The sequence below is a fragment of the Lysinibacillus sp. A1 genome (assembly GCF_000801965.1).
In the GTDB taxonomy this organism is placed as follows: domain Bacteria; phylum Bacillota; class Bacilli; order Bacillales_A; family Planococcaceae; genus Lysinibacillus; species Lysinibacillus fusiformis.
Map to the genome: position 1 here is coordinate 1 of NZ_JSZM01000033.1, position 18,998 is coordinate 18,998.

General features: G+C 36.8%; 20 protein-coding genes and 1 pseudogene. 13 read left to right on the forward strand and 8 right to left on the reverse strand.

All coding sequences use genetic code 11. From position 1 onward, the window contains the following. Window positions 1–91 precede the first annotated feature (91 nt). From PI85_RS20530 to PI85_RS25280, 4 genes and pseudogenes are all read right to left on the reverse strand, one after another. Window positions 92–562, reverse strand: a complete 471-nt coding sequence (locus PI85_RS20530; protein WP_036125466.1) for a DinB family protein — start codon at window positions 560–562, stop codon at window positions 92–94. Between the two features lie 88 nt (window positions 563–650). Next, window positions 651–929, reverse strand: coding sequence for a hypothetical protein (locus tag PI85_RS20535; protein WP_052323576.1), 279 nt, complete (start codon window positions 927–929; stop codon window positions 651–653). 242 nt (window positions 930–1,171) lie between these two features. Beyond that, window positions 1,172–1,399: a hypothetical protein gene (locus tag PI85_RS20540; RefSeq protein ID WP_235318522.1), complete on the reverse strand. Its 228-nt coding sequence runs from the start codon at window positions 1,397–1,399 to the stop codon at window positions 1,172–1,174. A 102-nt stretch (window positions 1,400–1,501) separates the two neighbouring features. After that, window positions 1,502–1,585 (reverse strand): annotated as a pseudogene (locus PI85_RS25280) (YjcZ family sporulation protein); the annotation flags it as partial. 466 nt (window positions 1,586–2,051) lie between these two features. Between PI85_RS25280 and PI85_RS20545 the strand changes: the two are divergent. Then, window positions 2,052–5,270 carry a collagenase gene (locus PI85_RS20545; RefSeq protein WP_036125467.1) on the forward strand — a complete coding sequence of 1,073 codons (3,219 nt, stop codon included), beginning with the start codon at window positions 2,052–2,054 and terminating at the stop codon, window positions 5,268–5,270. 177 nt (window positions 5,271–5,447) lie between these two features. On the opposite strand, the gene PI85_RS20550 is transcribed toward PI85_RS20545, so the two are convergent. Both PI85_RS20550 and PI85_RS20555 read right to left on the reverse strand, forming a co-directional pair. Further along, complete coding sequence (locus PI85_RS20550; RefSeq protein ID WP_036125469.1) at window positions 5,448–6,242, reverse strand: SDR family NAD(P)-dependent oxidoreductase; 795 nt, start codon at window positions 6,240–6,242, stop codon at window positions 5,448–5,450. A gap of 30 nt (window positions 6,243–6,272) precedes the next feature. Then, on the reverse strand, window positions 6,273–7,256 hold the full coding sequence (locus PI85_RS20555) for an AraC family transcriptional regulator (protein WP_036127873.1): 984 nt from the start codon (window positions 7,254–7,256) through the stop codon (window positions 6,273–6,275). Window positions 7,257–7,674: 418 nt separating this feature from the next. Between PI85_RS20555 and PI85_RS20560 the strand changes: the two genes are divergently transcribed. The 5 genes from PI85_RS20560 to PI85_RS20580 all read left to right on the forward strand — a co-directional run bounded on the left by PI85_RS20560 (window position 7,675) and on the right by PI85_RS20580 (window position 10,992). Beyond that, a complete protein-coding gene (locus PI85_RS20560; protein ID WP_036125471.1) occupies window positions 7,675–9,111 on the forward strand; it encodes a hypothetical protein in 1,437 nt (478 codons plus the stop codon). Window positions 9,112–9,202: 91 nt separating this feature from the next. After that, complete coding sequence (locus PI85_RS20565; protein ID WP_036125474.1) at window positions 9,203–9,505, forward strand: RNA polymerase alpha subunit C-terminal domain-containing protein; 303 nt, start codon at window positions 9,203–9,205, stop codon at window positions 9,503–9,505. Window position 9,506: 1 nt separating this feature from the next. Continuing rightward, window positions 9,507–10,067 carry a DUF4256 domain-containing protein gene (locus PI85_RS20570; protein WP_036125476.1) on the forward strand — a complete coding sequence of 187 codons (561 nt, stop codon included), beginning with the start codon at window positions 9,507–9,509 and terminating at the stop codon, window positions 10,065–10,067. Window positions 10,068–10,370: 303 nt separating this feature from the next. Beyond that, complete coding sequence (locus PI85_RS20575) at window positions 10,371–10,571, forward strand: cold-shock protein (protein ID WP_008175097.1); 201 nt, start codon at window positions 10,371–10,373, stop codon at window positions 10,569–10,571. Window positions 10,572–10,764: 193 nt separating this feature from the next. Next, a complete protein-coding gene (locus tag PI85_RS20580; RefSeq protein WP_036125478.1) occupies window positions 10,765–10,992 on the forward strand; it encodes a hypothetical protein in 228 nt (75 codons plus the stop codon). A 201-nt stretch (window positions 10,993–11,193) separates the two neighbouring features. Here PI85_RS20580 and PI85_RS24055 read toward each other — a convergent pair whose 3' ends face one another. Further along, the gene (locus tag PI85_RS24055; protein ID WP_080709324.1) at window positions 11,194–11,316 is read right to left on the reverse strand and encodes a YjcZ family sporulation protein; all 123 of its coding nucleotides are present in this window, start codon (window positions 11,314–11,316) and stop codon (window positions 11,194–11,196) included. A 1,166-nt stretch (window positions 11,317–12,482) separates the two neighbouring features. On the opposite strand from PI85_RS24055, the gene PI85_RS20585 reads away from it, so the two are divergent. Beyond that, window positions 12,483–12,677 (forward strand): hypothetical protein, encoded by a 195-nt coding sequence (locus PI85_RS20585; RefSeq protein WP_036125479.1) that lies wholly within the window; start codon window positions 12,483–12,485, stop codon window positions 12,675–12,677. A 177-nt stretch (window positions 12,678–12,854) separates the two neighbouring features. Here the strand turns inward: PI85_RS20585 and PI85_RS20590 are convergent, their stop codons facing one another. Continuing rightward, on the reverse strand, window positions 12,855–13,382 hold the full coding sequence (locus PI85_RS20590) for a GNAT family N-acetyltransferase (RefSeq protein WP_036125480.1): 528 nt from the start codon (window positions 13,380–13,382) through the stop codon (window positions 12,855–12,857). A gap of 867 nt (window positions 13,383–14,249) precedes the next feature. Between PI85_RS20590 and PI85_RS25115 the strand changes: the two genes are divergently transcribed. The 6 genes from PI85_RS25115 (at window position 14,250) to PI85_RS20615 (ending at window position 18,676) form a co-directional block, all read left to right on the forward strand. Further along, window positions 14,250–14,378 carry a hypothetical protein gene (locus PI85_RS25115; protein ID WP_255350112.1) on the forward strand — a complete coding sequence of 43 codons (129 nt, stop codon included), beginning with the start codon at window positions 14,250–14,252 and terminating at the stop codon, window positions 14,376–14,378. 132 nt (window positions 14,379–14,510) lie between these two features. Further along, window positions 14,511–15,029 carry a hypothetical protein gene (locus PI85_RS24935; protein WP_233300658.1) on the forward strand — a complete coding sequence of 173 codons (519 nt, stop codon included), beginning with the start codon at window positions 14,511–14,513 and terminating at the stop codon, window positions 15,027–15,029. Window positions 15,030–15,053: 24 nt separating this feature from the next. Further along, a complete protein-coding gene (locus PI85_RS20600) occupies window positions 15,054–15,869 on the forward strand; it encodes a hypothetical protein (RefSeq protein ID WP_235318523.1) in 816 nt (271 codons plus the stop codon). A 976-nt stretch (window positions 15,870–16,845) separates the two neighbouring features. Further along, window positions 16,846–17,277, forward strand: coding sequence for a BrxA/BrxB family bacilliredoxin (locus PI85_RS20605; RefSeq protein ID WP_036125483.1), 432 nt, complete (start codon window positions 16,846–16,848; stop codon window positions 17,275–17,277). After that, window positions 17,265–18,053, forward strand: coding sequence for a class I SAM-dependent methyltransferase (locus PI85_RS20610; protein ID WP_036125485.1), 789 nt, complete (start codon window positions 17,265–17,267; stop codon window positions 18,051–18,053). The genes PI85_RS20605 and PI85_RS20610 overlap by 13 nt, the downstream gene beginning before the upstream one ends. Before the next feature lie 62 nt (window positions 18,054–18,115). Next, complete coding sequence (locus tag PI85_RS20615) at window positions 18,116–18,676, forward strand: hypothetical protein (RefSeq protein WP_036125487.1); 561 nt, start codon at window positions 18,116–18,118, stop codon at window positions 18,674–18,676. The last annotated feature ends 322 nt before the right edge of the window (window positions 18,677–18,998 follow it).

The following is an 18,998-nucleotide window of genomic DNA, read 5'->3' on the forward strand; positions in this document are numbered from 1 at the left end:
GAAAAAATGTAAAGCGTGTGAAATTTTACTGATGGTAAAATTTCACACGCTTTTTAATTTAGAGGTGGGTTTTGTCCCAGCCTCTTCATTATTAATCCCAAATTTTCGGGATTGTCACTTTCGCTGTTCGTAAATAATCCAGTAATTGCCCCGTATGAACGGATTCATGGTAGGCAATCCTCAGCAACATATCTCCCAAATCTCTTATGTATCCTACATCTGAGCGGTCAATTTGAATCCTTGTTAAATCCTCATTCGCGAATGATTGAACCGTTTCCATAAATTCAAGTCGATAAGGCTCTGCCCATAATAGTTCTGCTTCAACAGTGGTGTAAGGCCGTTTTTCAAATGGAGATTCATAAGTACCTAGACTGCCTTTATTTTTAATCGCCTGGTGGTAATAATGTTCACTTTCAAGCACATGTCGTATCATCTCGATACAAGACATTGCCTCATGATCGGGCTTCCAACGTAACTTTTCTTGAGGGATAGATGTCCATAGCTTAATACTACGTCTACGCACTTCCTCGAAATTTAATACAAGTAGATCAATTGCGTTCATATTCTTCCTCCATTCACTCGTATACTAAAATTATACACGAATATACGTTCTGTTGGAAGTTATTTCTACCAACCTAGAGGACGATTTTTCAATTGTTTGTGGAAAAATCTATACACTTGGCTTGCGCTCTTTTTTTCTTCATCATCTGATTGACTCGTCTATTATGTTGAAGATATTTTCTGACGTGACGATTGGCAAAAAATAATCTGCGGTACCGATCATCTTGGTATTCTTCCTCAAACCAATCATACTGTCGTAGTCTTTCCGTATTGCGATCGATTTTTGTTGAATGTAAAGTCGTAGAACCATTCAATGCATTGGCTAAAATTGCTAACATAAACTCTAACATGGATTCACAACCAATCATGTTGAATACTCTTATACGAATGTAATGAAATCGCGTGACCGAAAAATGGGAGGGGCACTCATAGAAAGTACCCCATAGTAACAAATCAGGAGATGCCTTGTTAAACGCTTTTCGCTTAACATTACTATTTATATGATAAGATAACTAGGATTTCTAGACCATCATAACGATTTCACCATTAAAAAGAGATCTATCTATCTATCGACTTTAGGATAAATGTAAAAAAATAAACCAGGTACCCTTTATTTAGGCGTACCTGGTTTATTGTATGAATGAGGATGAAATTGTCTATGTAATAAATGGATGCCTATAAAAATACTGCTGACACCGATAATTCTTACTAGTACATTTTGGAGAAATTGCTTATCGTCTACAGAGATTACGATGAACATGAGACCTATCGTTAGTAATGCAGAGCCAATGACCCCTTTTATTATTCTCATAAAGATGTTCGGTTTATAATGCTGCAAAAAACGAATCGCTCCTTTCTGAAAAGCAAAAGGATCACTAGGCTGGTTTAAGTGACCCTTTCATTATATTGAAGGGATATTTTTAGGTGCTAATGGGATGTATTAGTATCCGTAACCCATAAAACTAGCGCCAACGATAATTAAAAGAATGAAAAGAACTACGATTAATACAAAAGATGAACCGTTATAGCTGCCGCCATTGTCGCCGCCATAATAACAACCGCCGTTGTTCATATTACCTACATTTCCGCCGTATCCGTATCCCATTGAAGATCCCCCCTTTCTACAACCTATAATATGTAGGTGGGGAGGGTAGAGAAATGGTATTTACCCTATACTAGCTTATTTATTTTCAAGAATATCATAAATAGAGGGGATTTTCTTTGTTTGTCTAGTGAGAAAGAAGGAAATGAGGGGAATTCTCTCCGCTTGTATGGTCGCTCCTTTCTAAAAAGAATCCGCATCTCGGGTTTTTTTAATAAGGAAACAATCTAAATGTGTCTTAGTGTTCAAAATATGGAAGAAAATATTCCTAAATATAACATTTAATGTTGATATTTTTACATAATATGTTATTTTAAGATAGGTAATATAGTACCAAATAATAACTAAATTGCCAAAAAACCTACATAGGACTATAGGAGGATATAGAATGAAGAAAAAATTTACATTCAATCAGTTGTTAATTGGGGTTAGTACAATGGCCATTTCGTTAGGTGGGCTACAGGCGGAAGCATCGGCAGCAGAAAAAACGCCGTATAATGTATTACAAATGAAACCCATTGGCATAGAAATGTCGAAAGATGAAATGGTGCATTCGACAATGGCTGAAGAAACATTATCCTATGAAGAACGTTTAGAAATTGGAGATTTTTCACAACATCCAGCACCCATTATGGAACAGATGGATACACAGCAATTGCAGGAGCAGTACTCGATGGCAGAGCTTAATAAAATGAGCGATCGTGACCTCATCCATACGCTGGGCAGTATCCGTTGGTACCAAATTACAGACTTATTCCAATTCAATGATGACACAAAAGCTTTTTATCAAAATGAAGAGCGCATGCAAGTAATCATTAATGAATTAGGGAATAGAGGAAATTCGTTTACGAAGGATGATTCAAAGGGGATCGAAACATTTGTTGAGGTACTGCGTTCTGCTTTTTATGTAGCGTTTTATAATAATGAACTAGGTTATTTAAATGAGAGAAGTTTCCAAGATAAATGTTTACCAGCCTTAAATGAAATAGCTAAAAATCCAAACTTTAAACTTGGTACAGATGAGCAAGATAAAGTTGTATCTGCCTATGGAAAATTAATAGGTAATGCTTCTAGTGATGTGGAAACCGTTCAACATGCTACGAAGATTTTAAAACAATATAATGAAAATCTTTCTACCTATGAACGTGAGAATTCAAAAGGACAAGCTATTTACGATTTAATACACGGCATTGATTATGATATGCAGTCGTATTTATATGACACTCGTAAAGAGGCCAATACAACGATGTGGTATGGGAAGATTGATAGCTTCATAGAGGAAGTTAATAACATTGCCCTAATACATAATGTGACGGATAGCAATAGTTGGTTAATTAATAATGGCATTTATTATGCAGGGCGTTTAGGGCAATTCCATAGCAATCCGAATAAAGGTTTAGAAGTAGTTACACAAGCGATGCATATGTATCCCTATTTAAGTGAAGCTTATTTTGTGGCAGTAGAGCAAATTACGACAAATTATGATGGACGTGACTTAAATGGAAATACCGTTGATTTACAAAAAGTACGCGAAGAAGGAAAAAAACAGTATCTACCGAAAACATATACATTTGATGATGGATCTATTGTATTCAAAACGGGAGATCAAGTAACGGAAGATAAAATTCAAAGATTATACTGGGCGGCAAAAGAGGTAAAGGCACAATATCATCGTGTAATCGGGAATGATCAAGCACTAGAGCCAGGTAATGCTGACGATGTCTTAACAGTTGTCATTTATAACTCTCCCGATCAATATCGATTAAACCGTCAATTGTACGGATATGAAACAAATAATGGTGGTATTTATATTGAAGAGACTGGAACATTCTTTACATATGAACGTACACCTGAGCAAAGTATTTATAGCTTAGAAGAGCTGTTCCGTCATGAATATACGCATTTTTTACAAGGTAGATTTGAGGTGCCTGGTCTATTCGGGACGGGTGATATGTATCAAAATGAGCGACTCACATGGTTCCAGGAAGGGAATGCAGAATTTTTTGCAGGGTCAACACGTACAAATGACGTTGTGCCTCGTAAGAGCATTATAAGTGGGTTGTCACATGATCCATCACAACGCTATACAGCTGAACAAACAATGTTTGCCACATACGGTTCCTGGGATTTTTACAATTATTCATTTGCTTTACAGTCTTATATGTATACTCATCAATTCGATATGTTTGATAGAATTCAAGATTTAATTCGCGCGAACGATGTGAAAAATTATGATGCCTATCGTGACACTTTAAGTAAAGATTCACAGTTGAATATGGAATATCAAGCGTATATGCAGCAATTGATCGATAACCAAGAAACATACGAGGTGCCACAAGTAGCAGAGGGTTATTTAATGCCGCATGAACCAAAAGCGTTAAACGAAGTACAGCAAGAAATTGTCGATATTGCACATGTGAAAGATGCAAATATGACGAAACACCAGTCTCAATTTTTTAATACGTTTACACTCGAGGGAACATATGTAGGTGGTGCTACACAAGGAGAATCTCAAGATTGGAAAACGATGAGTAAGCAAGTAAACCAAATGCTGGAGCAACTGTCTCAAAAAGAGTGGAGCGGCTATAAAACATTGACTGCGTACTTTGTCAACTATCGTGTAAATGCGGCAAACCAGTTCGAGTATGATGTAGTCTTCCACGGCGTTTCCACTGATGACGGTGAAACGCAAGCACCAATTGTACAGGTAAATGGTCCATATGCTGGTACGACCAATGAAAAAATTCAATTTAACAGTGATGGGTCAAAGGATACGGATGGAGAAATAGTTTCTTATCTTTGGGATTTTGGTGATGGCGCAACAAGTGAAGCAGCAAATCCTACTCATGTATACGAAAATGAAGGAACTTACAAAGTGACGTTAACCGTGAAAAATAATAAGGGACAAGAAAGTAAAGGGCAAACAACTGCCACTGTACGGCAAGGAGGACAGACAGGGCAAGAACATGCGACGATCATTCCATTCAATAAACCACTAAAAGGTAGTTTGATTGATAATGATACAAATATCTATCAATTTGACATTACATCGCCAGAAGAAATTGATATTTCTGTCGTAAATGAAAATAAAATTGGCATGACGTGGGTGCTTTATCATGAATCTGATAAGCAAAACTATGTAGCATATGGACAGGAAGATGGACAGACAATAAAAGGTAAGTACAATGCGAAACCAGGAAAGTATTATTTATACGTTTATAAGTTTGATGATGAAAATGGAACATATACCGTTCAAGTACAAAATAGTACCAAAACGGAGATAGAACCAAACAATCGTCCAGAAGAAGCCACTATGCTTCCATTTAATATACTACTAAACGGTAGTTTAATGGAGGATGATCATACGGATGTATACGAATTCAATGTTACATCTCCTAAAGAAATAGATATATCAGTTTTAAATGAAAACCAAATTGGCATGACATGGGTGCTTTATCATGAATCAGATAGCCAAAATTATGCGTCTTTTGGACAGGAAGACGGAAACATGATAAACGGTAAATTGAATGCAAAGCCTGGAAAGTATTATTTATATGTTTATAAATTTGCGAATGAGAACGGAACATATACAGTTCATGTACAGTAATGAATTGATAGAAGGTAAATAACAGTATAAAAATATGCCGTTCAAACGGTCAAAGCCATCGAGAGTTCACACTCTTGATGGCTTTTATAGCATAAGTTAAAGGGCGGTGACACATGAGATAGACAGTTCGACTCGCCGTAGTGGTGACATTGGCTTTCCGTTTTTGAGCTCTACATATTAAAAGATAGTCGGTATCATACCTCCGTCCATACGAATCGGAGAGCCTTTAAAGGCGGAAGCATAGGGACTACAAATAAAGGTAGTGATTCGCCCAATTTCAATGGGTTTGATAAACCTTTGTATTTCCGATTGAGGAAGGTTTGTAGTCATAAATTTGTGTTCTTTCTCGGTAAAGCTCATCTCTTGATTAGCATACATACTATCAATGATTGCATACACATTCTCAGAAAGTGTTGGGCCAGGCATAATTGTATTGACGGTAACCTCTGTTCCTTTTGTTAATTGAGATAGGCTTTTTGACAAAGAGAGGAGCATCGTTTTTGTCATACAATATTGAGGCATTTGCCCAGAAGGCATAATGGCCTCTTCACTCGCGATAAAAATAATGCGGCCGAATTCATTTTCTAGCATTGTAGGTAAGTAAAATTTACATAGACTATTAGCCGCAAGAACATTCGTACGGAAGTATTTTTCCCATATCTCATCGTCAACATCTTCATATGACATCATTTCATAAATACCCATATTGTTCACTAAAATATCTATATGAGGATACTTTTCGAATAAGGCTTCTCTTTGCAGGCTATCTGCAATATCGGCTGTTGCATTTTGAGGATAAGTAGATGGGTAGGCTGATTTTATTTCATTTACAATGCGTTCTACCTCATTATAATTTCGCCCATTAATGAGTACATGAACACCTTCCTTGGCTAGCTCAAAAGCAATAGCTTTCCCTATACCTCTCGTTGATCCAGTAACTAAAGCTGTTTTATTGTTCAATCCCATATCCATACTCTATTTCTCCTTTATTATTATAGTAATTTAAACATTTGTTTCTATATGTTTAGTACGCCAATTTGCTGGTGTATCCCCTTCCCAAAGGCGGAAGGCACGGTAGAACGAGTTCTGATCTTCATAGCCAATTAAAAAGGCGACCTCTTTAATATCAAGAGAGGAGTCTGCTAAATAAACCTGTGCCTGCTCCTGTCTAACTTCCATTAACAGATGCTTAAAGCTCGTACATTCGTCTGAAAGCCGACGCTGTAAAGTACGGTCGCTCATCCCTAACTCGCTGGCAACCGTCAGAATGTCTGGGCGTCCTCCCATTAAGCTACGTTTCATCATCCACTTGACCGTCTCGGTAAGCGAACGGCTTTGTTGGTGCTCGCTCAATGATTGATCTAGAGGCGGAGTCAGCATCTCTAATAGCTCTAAATTATATGAAGAGAAGGGGCGGTCCAAATCCTCTCGATGTAACGTCAACCTGTTCCATTTTGTTCCTATCTGGATACGACAACCGAAATAGGCTTCAAGCGTTTGGATATCACCCATTGAATGTGAAAATTCAACGCATTTTGCTGTTAAAGGGCTATCCGTTCCTCGTCGTCCTAGCTCAAGAAGAAAGGCCAGTGTGATGCCAACAAGCATCGGCGGACCCGACTGCTCCCTATCTGACCATTGCAGCTCGATTGTACAATTTTCTCCCTCCTCAGTAATACGGAGGCTCTCAGGCGGGCACAATTGCTTGTAGCGTGCCATTCTGTTGAGAGCATCACGGAAATCACGAGCATGGTAAGCTGCTAAGACGGTTGGTGGGTAATGATTGCTATCAAAGTTAGTTGCCAGCTGGATGATTCCTTTAGCCATGTCGTCCATGTGATCGGCATATGCCTGCCAAATCGCGTAATATTGTGCTAGCGAAACAGTTGGTTCAGTCATCAAAGTGATAGGTAATTGTGCTTTTCGGATGACATCGTGGGGGGCTATCCCTAATTGACGGAGCCCCTCCCAAAATCCTAATGGCATTTTAATACGAGTAGAGGTAGGTAACGTCAATGTATCAGGCTCCTTTATTCATTTATTGTCTTTAAGAAGTTGTGTTTAAACGGAACAGTATATATAGTAACTTTTTCATCACGCCATGTAACTAGCAAACACTGACTACCAACTTGCAAATTACGCCAAATTTTTTTGAATGACAACGGGGCATTACTTTTCGATTCAGAAAGAATGTAATTATCATCAATTTATCATGCTACTAGGACGGAAATACATTTTGTAACATAATAATATCTTTTATATAAACATCCTTTTGGTTATTTTCTTATAGTGTTTACGTAAAATCAAAATTTTACTAGATACAGCTTAGTGATATTGGTATAAAGTAGTAAATATAGGAAATTGATATAGATATTATTAAGGTATTGAAAGGTTGTAGTGTTAAATGAAAAAAAGTTATTTATTATTATTATTTCTAGTTGTACTAATGTACGGATGCTCTAACGGAGTAAAGGAGACACCTACTGCTAAAGCTGAGGATGCTGAAAAAATAGTCACAAACGATCAAGAGAGGCAAAAGCAAGTAGTCGATCGTCAATTATATGAAAAACTATCTGAAGCAGTTGAAACATTAGGTTATACATATGACATGCATACTTTTGCAGAAAATGAGCATGATAGAGGCGTTTTATATGCGGAATTAGTTGATTTTGATAATGATGGTGTTAATGAGGTTTATACATTCATGAAAGGAATTGACTACCCGCTATCTGCCTATCCTCATCGTAATAAAGATAATTACATACAAGAAATTTGGACGGGAAATCCAAATGGAGAAGATGCGTTGCTATCTTTTTCAAGTGAAATTGATAAATTAGTATGTTCCGCTTGTGACATGAATGTTTCTTTAGTAAAGGGGAAGGATGGTCGTACCTTTGTTAAAATGTTTTCCCATCAAATGAGTCAAGGTATTGCTAATAACAACATATGGGTTTACGCAAAGGATCCCAAAAAATCAGAGATGGAATTAGTAGTGTCCGGTAATTTCGGTCATAATAATGAAGGCGATCTCTTTTATACATTAAATGATGAAGAAACAGATCGAATGACGTTCGAAGAAGAATTTGAACGATATGATGGAGAGGAACGTCCCATACTGATTAGTAATTTTGCTGAGAAAAATTACGGTTTTGACGCTTCTAGTCCAGCCACTATTGTTGGAAAAACCCTTGCAACTCTTTCGCCGAGTGTAAATAATATTGTAGGGAAAGAAGAATTACTGGAGAAGGATAAAAAGAAAGAGATTGTTGAGGCATTAGATGAATTTAGTAGTATGAGAAGCATTAATCATCATGACCCGCAAATTGTTATGACTTTAGTGTTAGACGTTGTCCAGAAGTACAATATTGATCATGAGTATTCGGAAAATGGCGAAATGGTTTTCGATGGAGCTATCGTACAAGCGAAATATAAAGAGGTATTCGGCGTTGACCTTGCTATAGATAGTATGAATTTTCCATCGAGAGATAGCCAAGGCATTGTAACTTATGAGTTAGGTAAGTTTTATATTTATCCAACTGGCTTTTATTTCGATTCCATTCATCGTAATTATCAGGATGTCTATAAAGTATCTAATGATGTATATTATGTAACATTTCTTGACTCTGAATTTAATAGCTTAGATTATTCCTTAACAAAAGATGTGACGGTCACTTCTGAGGAAATGTTCAAGAAGGACATTGCAAGTTGGCCAATGGATGCTCGGGGATTGCTAAAGCCAAATATACAAAGATATGCAGTGGTTAAATATGTGGATGGTGAACCAAAAGTTCAATATATGGGCGTACAGAATTTAACAGATAACCAATTACAAACGTTTTAAATCGAACAAATTTTGATCCAGTTCTTCTTTTCATTCCGACAAGTGAAATATGATACTATAAACAAATAGTATGTATGTTGGAGGGATGATAGTGAAAGCAGAAAAACGTTTAAGGTTTTGCGAAAAAGGACATCGTTTTTACAAAAGCACAGATTGTCCAAGCTGCCCGACCTGCGATAAAGAAAATAAGCCTACGAGTGGTTTCCTTTCAAAACTGAGTTCTCCTGCAAGAAATGCCTTAGTTCACGAGGGGATTGATACCTTGCATGAACTATCCAAATACACCGAAAAAGATTTATTAAAAATTCATGGAATTGGACCAGCGTCTATCCCCATGATGAGAGCTTCATTGGAAGAAGAGGGATTATCATTTAAGCGTGAGGGAGAAAACTAAAATGACAAATAAAGAACTATCAGTTGAACAACGCGAGGAACTATTGCAAACATTGCAAGCTCGATTTGAGAAAAATATGAATCGCCACGAAGGCCTTCAGTGGACAAATATCCAGGCTAAGCTGGAAGCGAATGTAGATAAACTGTGGTCGCTCCATGCAATGGAAGCAACTGGCGGAGAACCGGATGTCGTTCGCTATCATCCAAATTCGGATGAATATATGTTTTATGATTGTTCGGCAGAAAGTCCAAAAGGTCGCAGAAGTGTATGCTATGACCGAGAGGCATGGGAAGCAAGAAAAAATCATAAACCCGAAACGACCGCAATGGATATGGCAGCAGAAATGGGGATTGAGCTTTTAACGGAAGAACAATATCGTGAGTTACAGCAACTAGGTAAATTCGATTTAAAAACATCAAGCTGGATTCAAACCCCTGAAAAAATCCGTAAACTGGGCGGGGCTATCTTCTGTGATCGTCGCTACGACACAATCTTCCTCTATCATAATGGGGCAGATTCTTATTATGCAGCTAGAGGTTTTCGAGGATTACTAAAGGTTTAAGTGGAAAATAATCATGAAAAAACAATTTTCTCTAGGTAATCAAGTGACTTGATTACCTGAGTTTTTTTAGAAATACACGCAAACATATAACGAGCCAAATAATTGTTTATGGATTTTTTTACTTAGTACTAGACAAATATGGTTTTTTATTATACAATGATATTAATAAAATCGGTCCTAAAGAAACAATGAATTCACATATTACAAAGAGTAATCGTGTTTTTTTGATACTTTTTGCAATATGTGAATTTTTTCTTGAACGATGTAAGATTTTATTTAATACAATTAATGGAGGTCATTCAAATGACACAAGGTACAGTAAAATGGTTTAACTCAGAAAAAGGTTTTGGATTCATCGAAGTAGAAGGCGGACAAGACGTTTTCGCACACTTCTCAGCTATCCAAGGTGAAGGTTTCAAATCACTTGAAGAAGGCCAAAAAGTAGAATTCACAATCGAAGATGGTCAACGTGGACCACAAGCTGCAAACATCGTAAAACTTTAATATTTGCATGCTTTCAATACCCATTATCGGGTAATAATAAAACCAGGCGCTCATTTATAATGAGTACCTGGTTTTTTTCTATGGATTATATAAGAACTCTTACAATGACATGGGATTTTATTACATTTATATTTCTTTTGATTACTTCCATACTATTTATCACATGATAAAGATAGATGGGGGGTGTTGGTTCGTGGATTATGAATATACAGTGAAGTTCCACTTTAACGAAAGTCGCGAAGAAGAATATAAAATCAAAACTAATATTGGACAAGAAACTTTTACAGAAGAAGTTTTTAATGGGTTCAACGAGAAACCATGGTATACCTTTACAGAAACAGAACATTTCAAATCGATATTAATTAATACGAAAGACGTTTATAAGGTATCCATCGTGCAACAGACTATACAATTTGATTAATTTTATGTCGAAGGCCATATCCCATGTCGGAGTGGCTTTTTATCATGTCGTTCGTAATGAAAAGGGAGGCGGAAAAAATTAAAAGAGTCACCCGAAAGTGACTCATAAAATAGATAGGTGCATGGATTATTGTTATTACCAGTATTGGAGGATTTATTGTTTTCACGGGACGGATTAATAGGGTGTTCCCTTTTAAAGGTATTAATATGAATTATACAGGAAAGCAGCTCCAACGATTATGAGAAGTATGAATAGAACAACGAGAAGTGCAAACCCTGTACCATTCCCGTAGCCTCCACCGTTACCACCATAGTATCCAGACATAATGATAAACCTCCTTTCGATAATTTTATAATATGTATGCCTAACCAAATGATTAGCGATAAATGTCATAGGACACATCAGAAAAAAGTTAAAAGTTGAATTCATGAAGGAGAAATTGAATGGGATACAAAAGGAAACAGATGAAGTGGAAGGGTGTAGGTATTTTTAACGGAGACTAAGCGATTAACGAACTGTATGAAAATCGACGATCAAAAAATGCAAGCGCACGAGCACCTGCTTCAGATAGGGACTACATCCATTTTAGCCATCATTACATATTCATGTTTCGCCTTTTTTCTTTTCTTGCATAATATGTTCTAAGGAAGGTATTAAATACAGAAGTGGAAATGATTATATACCACGGAGCCCCGATCTCCCCTGTCATAATCCGATCATAAATTCCCCAAACCATTACAGAAGCCAATAAAAACACAGCCGTATATCTTTCTGATTTTGGATAAATTTTATACTTTTTATAGTCATGCTCACTAATGATTAACCACCACTTTCATTTTTTATGGGACTATATTCTATTTGAGGAACCACTAAAATACAGGCTGATGAAGAATGCCAAAAGGAAGCATATGGCTTTCAATTAACCTAATATTGGAATATTGGGTAATGATAAGTATATTATAGAATGTGCCGTAAATAATCAATGGGGAGCTATGTAACGGTGTCTAAACTGGGATGTTAATCTCCGTGATTCTATAAGTGCATAAGGCGGCAGTTACATAATTACGCTAGAAGCGAGACAAGTCACTTATCGTTTAAACGAATTTCAAGCCCACCTACAGAAAATATTTTTTCGTGAAATTGAAATGGGACATAATGAATTTCCGGTACGATCAGGTGGCGAATATTTATTATACGTGCTTAAATCGGATGGCGGCCGTTTGTTATGAACAACTCAATGTCTGATTTTTCCGCTTATGCATGGAATCTGAATCCAAATTTATAGTGAGGAATACATCTAGCTGACGTAGATGAGCCGTGCTTGATTTAAACTTTTTTATCTCTCAAAGAATGAAGATGTTTGATAGGGAAGGTACGGTGGAAAGGAGTGGATAGCTGCAATTGAAGGGGCTGTAAAAGGAAAATAATTAGTAGTGGGCCAGGTACTTATTCATGTTTTATTTTATCTGATTGACATAAGGAGGATTTGAATGAAAAGTTTAGCAGGGACACTATCATTATGTTTTTCATTTACATTATTCATCTATTTGTTTGGCATAAAAATGGAGCATTCCGTCAAATATGATGCAGGACTCTTTTTCCTCCCCGTTATTTTACTAGGGCTTTCACTCTCTTTCTTTATTTCAGATTACAAAATAAATAGTAAAAGTAAGGGAAGAGGATGACACTACATTATTCAGTAAAGCGTCAATTGGATGAAGACTTCGAAGCTTAAAGCTGAATAATTTTTTTAGTAAGCATCCTCTTATGATAATTTGAATGCTTGTTAATATGTTCTAACTGGAGGGCTGAACAATAGTAAATGGTAAAGTATGAGCCCTCCGTTAGCACAGTAAATAATTCTACTCCTTCAAATCAGAGGCTAACATGCCATACACAATGCTATCGGTCCACTCATTTTTATTCCAAAAATCTTGTGTGAAATGGGCTTCTTTTCTCATGCCTATTCGTTCACATAATTTTTGTGAAGCGATATTCCGTGCATCCAGCTTAGCTTGTAGACGATGTACATTAAAAACATCAAATAATTGAACTACTAAACTACTTACTGCTTCGGTTGCCAAACCTTTCCCAGCCACTTCATTGGAAAAGCTATATCCAATTTCAACAGTATCTTTCATATCTGTATACCATACAGACAAATCACCAATTACTTTATTCTTATAGGCAACTGCCAAACTTAACATTGACTCTTGAGAGAGTATACCATTCGCTAGTTTCTTATTAAATTTTTTCTCCATATTTTCATGAGTCCATTGATTATGTAATAGGAATTTACAAGTATCTTCATTATTATAAATCGCAAATACATCCTGTAAATCGGTATTCTTAAAAGGTCTAATCATTAATCTTTCTGTTGAGAATTCCATGCTAGCTCGCCCCCCTTTCATTCATTCTACAAAATTAACCAAAAACATACAATGTTCAGGTGCTAAATGAAAACCTTACATATGAGTAAAAAAATATGACCTTGTTGCTTGCGATTTTACTGAAAGTTTGGGGGTGTACAGTCTTACGTTCTAGCTATTATATATGGTTGAAGAGTGGAGAGCTCTTGTTTCGAGAACTTAAAGTTGGAGTACGTGACAGACTGTAGCGGGTGTTACAATAGTAGTAGGTACATGGATTTATAATAAAATTGTAGATTTTTTGAAGCAAAAGCTTACGAAAATGCAAAAAGATGGTGAAAAAGCAAAAGTTAAGGAGCGTAGTTTACCTACAAAAACGCTGATATGGACATCAATTATACAGACCATGCACACGCTAAAGCTCCGCATAGACATGATTAGGTGAATGGACAAAGAGGAGAGGGCTATTAAAAATGAGACTAGAAGAATACATTGAATTGCAAAAAAATATTAATCGGTGAAGAGATATTATTCATTTATAAAGGGGATAGATATTGGATTAGTAAAGATTTAAAAAAGTATTATTTATCTAGGGTAAAAGATTCTTTTACTCAGGGTTTTAATATATAGATGAACTTTTTGAAAATGCTACAATCGATGGGAAAACCTTATCTAGTATCTATAATGAGTTAGAATAATGTGATTTATAGCACTTAAACCCAGGTACCCAATTAATTTTGAGCCTGGGCTTTTTTTATTGCCATGACATAAGTTACTATGATTTTGCTAATTTCATTTTTTTGTGTGTAACGACTCTAATTAAAAATACTATCCTTTACATAAAAAGTAACATTCCCCTAAAAAAATCCCTGGAAACAGTCGAAAAGCATGCGTAAAAAGGTGAAACAATATCCATTTGTTGATGAAGCACTACCACTTATTGATGGTATCATTAAGCATACAGTCGATACACAAAACGGAGTTGTAACTGCTACGGCAGAAACATTCTTTGCATAGGTGAAAAAACCAACAGATGTTGTGCCTCCCTTAAAAAAATTTAATTATTGACATTTTTGTAAATTAAATTTAATATTTATTTATTGTAATATTTGTAAATTATGTAAAAATAAATAAGTTATAGGAGATGATATGATTAATAAATCAAAGATTTATAAAACGTTATTAATATTGTTGCCCATTAGCTTACTAATGAATTTATTTTTTGTAGTGAAGTTTACAGAAAATAATTCGAGGAAACAAGAATACTTCATTTACAACCTAAACCTCAAATTGTATGAATTAAATTTAGCAATAAATAATCAAAAAGAAAACGATTGGCAGGACCCTCAAATTGTAATCAATCAGCTAGAAAAGGTAAAAGGCATTTTAGTTGATTCGGTAATAACTAATAACTTCGCAAGTAGTGTGTTGAATGATGAAGAAAAAAAGATGCTACAGAGCATATACAATTTTTTAGAGCCTTTGCCAAAAAGTGATTTATTTGAGGTAGGAAAATGGGAAGAAGCGGATACAGAATACATTTTAAGGGTTGGAGAAGCATTAAGTTTGTCTAACTATACTGCTAACAGCTTCCCTGAACAAAGTTGGAGTTCAGTTGTAAAACAATGGGAACAATTGGTTAAGGCATTTGAAACTAATTTTAATTAAGAAAAAATGGAGAGGATAAAAACTATGAATATTCGTAAGAGATTTTTAGCTATGCCTTTTTTAACATTTATTATTCTGACAATCTTTAGTACAAATGCAAGTGCAAGTGAGTTGACTCCCGAAGAAATTGAACATTTAACAACATTAGGCTTCAGCGAAGACATCGCCTCAAGTGTAACAAAAGAAGAATATGTTGAATATTATCAAGATTTAACTGCTGCAGATGAATCACAGAGTGTTACAAATTATTACAATTTTGTTTCCAATAAATATCTACCTGAAGGGACTTTGGAAGTAACTAAATATTCTGAAGCAGAAGCTTTTAGAGAAATGAATAAACTAGAACAGTTTGCTGTGGGTATCAATAATAGCACTTGGTTAGCAATGACTCTATCCTCTACAAAGCTTACAAACGGACGAGTATTGCTGAAAAATGAATTTATGTGGAAAAAAGGACCACAGGTATTCTTTAAAGATGCATTTGCGATTACACACTCTGCAAACGTTGTAAGATATGACAATACTATTAATTTCCGTTATATATTTAGAGATATTCACGGATCAGATAGATATTATACAGGATCAAACGAAAAAAATAATAATGGAGTAGCAACATTATTTGATATAAAAGGCGAACCAGGATACTCTCATACAGGTTATTTATCAGTCGAAGCAAATAGATCAAGTTCTAGTGATATTAGATCAAATATATTTGGTCATTATACACATATGACAATTGGGTTTACTGGTTCGGTTACAATTACTACTGGAGATATTTCATTAGGATTGGCGGCAAAAGAAAGTAAAGCAGATGACGCGTCTATTACACATGAATGGTAATAAGTAAGTCAAAAATTTATAAATATGCACATCGTTTCCCATACAGCGAATAGCCATCTATCAAATAGTTCGTATAGATGGCTATTTTGTAACTTTAGGGATGAACTGATATCTAAATGTAATATGCTTCCTTTCGGTAAAATTAATGAAGGTTTTTCAAAACATACTGATTTTGCTAATTTGTATGGGCTAAATAAATTGTGAATTAAAGTTGTCCTTTGATGCTGCATCAATTAAATTGCAAGAGCAGCGGCGTAGGTATGATGAACTTGTTGCTTCAGGTACTGCATCCCCAGCACAGATTTAACAACAAGCCAATGCTGTTAACCACACACAAGCACAATACAATCACTTAGAACGTGAATTAGCAGAGGTTACAGACCAATTTCGAATCAAGTCATCTCAATGGACTCAATGGACAACGCATAAAGGAAGTTGGGGGTAGATTATCTTCAATTGTCGATGGATTGATGAATGCTGGTAAGAAATATTAATGTATGTCACAGCACCAATTACAGCAAAGGGTGTTGGAGCATTTGCCTTTGCAGTTGTTTGAAAATCTGCGGATGAAACTGAATCTGAATTCCAATTCTTCTCTGATTAAACCCGAAGTTGTCTAAAGAGATACCTGCTGCTGCCACTGAAATTGCAAAGTTGGCTGAGGCTGCCGGACAATTAGGATTAAAAATGAAGCTATTTTAGGTATCACACGAACAATGACTGATATGGGTGTAGCGACAATCATGTTTACACATGATTGTCGATGATGGGTGGCTAATTGTATATATACCATTTTTTAGGTGTATAACGACCCGAATAAAACTACTATCCGTTACACAAAAAAGTCACCAAAATCACGAAAAAGTCACATTTCCCCCTAAAACCTACGAAATGAGGCAAAAAGCATGTCTTTGTACATTCACACAAAACCTTGCTATAATTAGGTTTGCGAATACATATGAAAGAGGGTAAAAGCATGAACGCTTATGATGAATATATGAAGCAGGTTGTGAAACCGATGCGTGAGGAGCTAGTAGGAGCTGGGTTTACGGAGCTGACGACGGCTGATGCGGTAAATGAATTTATGGCAGAGACGAAGGGGACCTCGTTAGTAGTCATTAACTCGGTGTGTGGTTGTGCGGCAGGGCTTGCTCGTCCAGCAGCGCGTGAGGCGATTGCGGCAGTGAAGCCGGATCATCTTGTGACAGTGTTTGCGGGGCAGGACCCAGAGGCGACTGCAGCAATGCGTGGTTATTTCGATGAAGTACCACCAAGCTCACCTTCCATGGCGATTTTAAAGGATGGGGAATTGGCTTATTTTATTCCACGTGAACAAATTGAAGGCTTCCCTGTGGAGCAAATCGTTTCCCATTTAACTGGCGTATTAGAACAAACATGCGAGCAATAAATACGATTGTAACAACAGCGGGCAGACCAGACGATGAATCGATGGCGCTCGCTGCTTTTGCGTGTCAAACATTAGGGGCTACATTTGAGCCGAGGAAAAAGCGCTCTGTTCGGAAGATGTCAGAGGCGTTTCAGGCAAATATTATAGTGGCAGGGAAAAATCGCTATGATTATTATGCTTATGGGGTAGAGGAGCCGTTTTTCTTCCATCCTAATTCTGCGGCATTTCGCTTAAAACGGATTGCTCGAGGTGAGGCAGAGCCATTTTTAGAAGCCACGCAGCTTCAGCTAGGAGATACAGTACTGGATTGTACGCTTGGACTAGCGGCGGATGCGATGTTAGCCGCTTATATGGTTGGGGAAACAGGGCGCATTGTAGGCCTAGAAGCAAATCCAAATGTCGCCTTTATTGTCGGGCAGGGCATGCAAAGTTATGATACAACAGAGCTACCGTTAACGGCCTGTATGCGACAAATCGAGGTCGTTCAGTCCGAGGCAGTTCGTTATTTAAAAACATTGCCAGCGAATGCGTTTGATGTCGTTTATATGGATCCAATGTTTGAGGAAGCTATTGAAGAATCCAATAATTTCGAGGCTTTACGCCGAGTGGGTGAGCATGTTACTTTAACTGATGAATGGGTGCAAGAAGCGAAGCGGGTCGCGAAAAAGCGTGTGGTGCTGAAGGCTCATTTTCGATCAGAATGGTTTACGAAGTATCATTTTCAGCAATATGAGCGAGTGACCGCTAAGTTTCATTATGGTGTTCTCGAAGTGTAGGGGCTTGTTTTAAGACAGGCCTCTATTTACTTATAGGGCAAAAATAAGGAGGCTCCAAATATATGACGAATAGCGAAATTAGAACCCCTTTTGAACTAGATTTATTAGCCAAAGCACAATCATTGAAAGCTACAAAACCTCCGAGTCCGTGGGAGCATGAAACGATCATTCCTGCCAATGGTGTACGAGCCTGTGGATGGGATCAAGATGAAAATATCATCCTCATAAGTGGGTCGGGCTATAGTATCACTGAACCGATAACGGGTCTTTGTCTTCATCGTGAACGAGATGCAGAATTGACGGAGGACTGTGTCAGTGAGGATCGCATAACCTTTCACTCTCCATTATCAAAAGAAACTACCTTCATTTTTGGCTTGGAAGCGGGGGATGGGATACATGTGACATCGGACGGCTGGCAGGTTGAAGTCATTTACCCATGGTGGCCACGTGCAACAGTAGTCCTCGATTATCTATTTACACCCCGTTATAGCTATTTTAGCAATGCTACAGCTATTGATATACAGCGTTTGGATGGTGCTATAAAATGTGGATTTTCTCCTTCTGGTAAACATTTAATGATGATGGGATCAGGTGGTGCCTTAATCTATTCGAGAAAAGAATGACATCCCATTTGGTAACTCTATTTATTTTTGAACGATAATTCGTATGGTGTTTGAGAGATTTTATAATTAGTGCTTTACATTTTTAATATAGAGTGCTATAATTGAAAACGTGCTATTTTAGGTGGCATATTTCAGTAATCTGGCATTCTGCTTTTTGTTTTTGTAGATACTTATTCACACTGGCGCATGCTTTGGGGCTGCAAGGACGCAAAAGATGGTAGGGTTTGCGTTGCTTAAGTTAGAGAGCACACAGTGGAATTTTACCGCGGTGATGAAACAACTATTGTTTCAAGATAATATTCCCCAGATGATTGGGTTGAGA